Source organism: Bradyrhizobium sp. Crot121, from assembly GCF_059512385.1.
The window spans coordinates 1-1750 of sequence record NZ_JCAMOR010000223.1 but is presented as its reverse complement, the minus strand read 5'-3'; the positions used below and the strand labels follow the sequence as shown (position 1 = coordinate 1750).

The 1750-nt window shown below is 59.0% G+C and carries 2 protein-coding genes; both read left to right on the top strand.

Features of this window, described 5'->3' with window-relative positions; all coding sequences use genetic code 11:
• Positions 1-320: 320 nt before the first annotated feature.
• Complete coding sequence (gene nifH / locus AC5ZGW_RS46140) at positions 321-1205, top strand: nitrogenase iron protein (protein ID WP_130231928.1); 885 nt, start codon at positions 321-323, stop codon at positions 1203-1205.
• A gap of 129 nt (positions 1206-1334) precedes the next feature.
• A partial coding sequence (locus AC5ZGW_RS46135) for a nitrogen fixation protein NifQ (protein ID WP_496114161.1) occupies positions 1335-1750 on the top strand: 416 nt, incomplete at its 3' end.

Sequence of the window (1750 nt, the reverse complement as noted above, 5' to 3'; positions counted from 1 at the left end):
TTTTGCCCGTTTGATGCTTGCGATCCTTGTTCGGCTTCTGACAGCGGCACAATTGCTGTCACCTTCAAAACACCTGGTGTCATCCGTCGGCTCGCAAGTTTTTCAGCGCGAAATCAGAAGCTTAAAGAGCGTAGACAGCCTTGGCACGGGGGTTGCTATTACGATGCAGCAACACTGAGTGAGGGCTGAGTGCACGCAGACGCGCAAGACGAGCGATGCTCTCCTTCCCTTGAACCCGTGTGCCTCGTTTCTGAGAGAGAAACAAAGCTGGCGCGCGAGCCAGCGCGCAAACTTTGGCAAATCGGTTGATGGAGAGCAACATGTCTTCACTGAGACAAATCGCGTTCTACGGCAAGGGTGGCATCGGCAAGTCGACCACCTCGCAGAACACGCTGGCGGCGCTGGCCGAAATGGGCCACAAGATCCTGATCGTGGGCTGCGATCCCAAGGCGGACTCGACCCGCCTGATCCTGCACGCGAAAGCACAGGACACGATTTTGAGCCTGGCGGCGAGTGCCGGCAGCGTCGAGGACCTTGAACTCGAGGACGTCATGAAGATCGGGTATCAGGACATCCGCTGCGTCGAGTCGGGTGGTCCGGAGCCGGGCGTCGGCTGCGCTGGCCGCGGAGTCATCACCTCGATCAACTTCCTGGAAGAGAACGGCGCCTATGAGAACATCGACTACGTCTCCTATGATGTGCTCGGCGACGTCGTCTGCGGCGGTTTTGCGATGCCGATCCGCGAGAATAAGGCGCAGGAAATCTACATCGTCATGTCCGGCGAGATGATGGCAATGTATGCCGCCAATAACATTTCCAAGGGCATTTTGAAGTATGCCAACTCTGGTGGCGTGCGGCTCGGCGGCCTGATCTGCAACGAGCGACAGACAGATAAGGAGCTGGAACTGGCGGAGGCGCTCGCCAAGAAGCTCGGCACCCAGCTGATCTATTTCGTGCCGCGCGACAACGTCGTGCAGCACGCGGAGCTGCGCCGCATGACCGTGCTGGAGTATGCGCCGGAGTCCCAGCAAGCCGATCACTATCGCAATCTTGCGACCAGGATCCACCACAATGGCGGCAAAGGCATCATCCCTACCCCGATCTCCATGGATGAGCTGGAGGACATGCTGATGGAGCACGGCATCATGAAGCCAGTTGACGAGTCCATCGTCGGCAAGACCGCCGCCGAGCTCGCCGCCGAGTAAAGAGCATACCGATGGAGGCCGGCTTTCCCAATGCTTAATGAGGGAGGCCGGCGTTCCGGCGAAAGATCTCGTGACCAGCATCACGATGCAGCAGAGCATACTTGATCGCGGTGGAAAGGTCGGCCATCAATGTTCGAAGCGCAATTCTTTCCGCTTATGGCTGCCAGAGCGAGTGATGTGAACGGTGGGCGGCATAGGGGAATTGCGACCTATCGCCTGCTCACTGGGGCGCACCCCGCAGATGCCGACACAACCAGTGACAGCAATTTCGATCGCCACGCGCTGGCGTCCATTCTGGCGCTCGCCACGATGGATGGTGGTCTTCTTTCCGAGAAGGTCGGTCTGTCAAGCCATGAGCTGGCGGCGTTGCTGGAGCAGTACTTCCCGTCGGTTCGGATGAACGCCGAGGAGTTGCTCTTGCGTTTCAAGCGCAATGAGAGCGATGAGGGCGCAATGTTGCGTGATCTCCTGCTCACGCAACGCTCGACCGAAGGGGATATCGGCAACTGGCTGGCTGCGATGATCGCGCGTCGCGCGATCGAGCC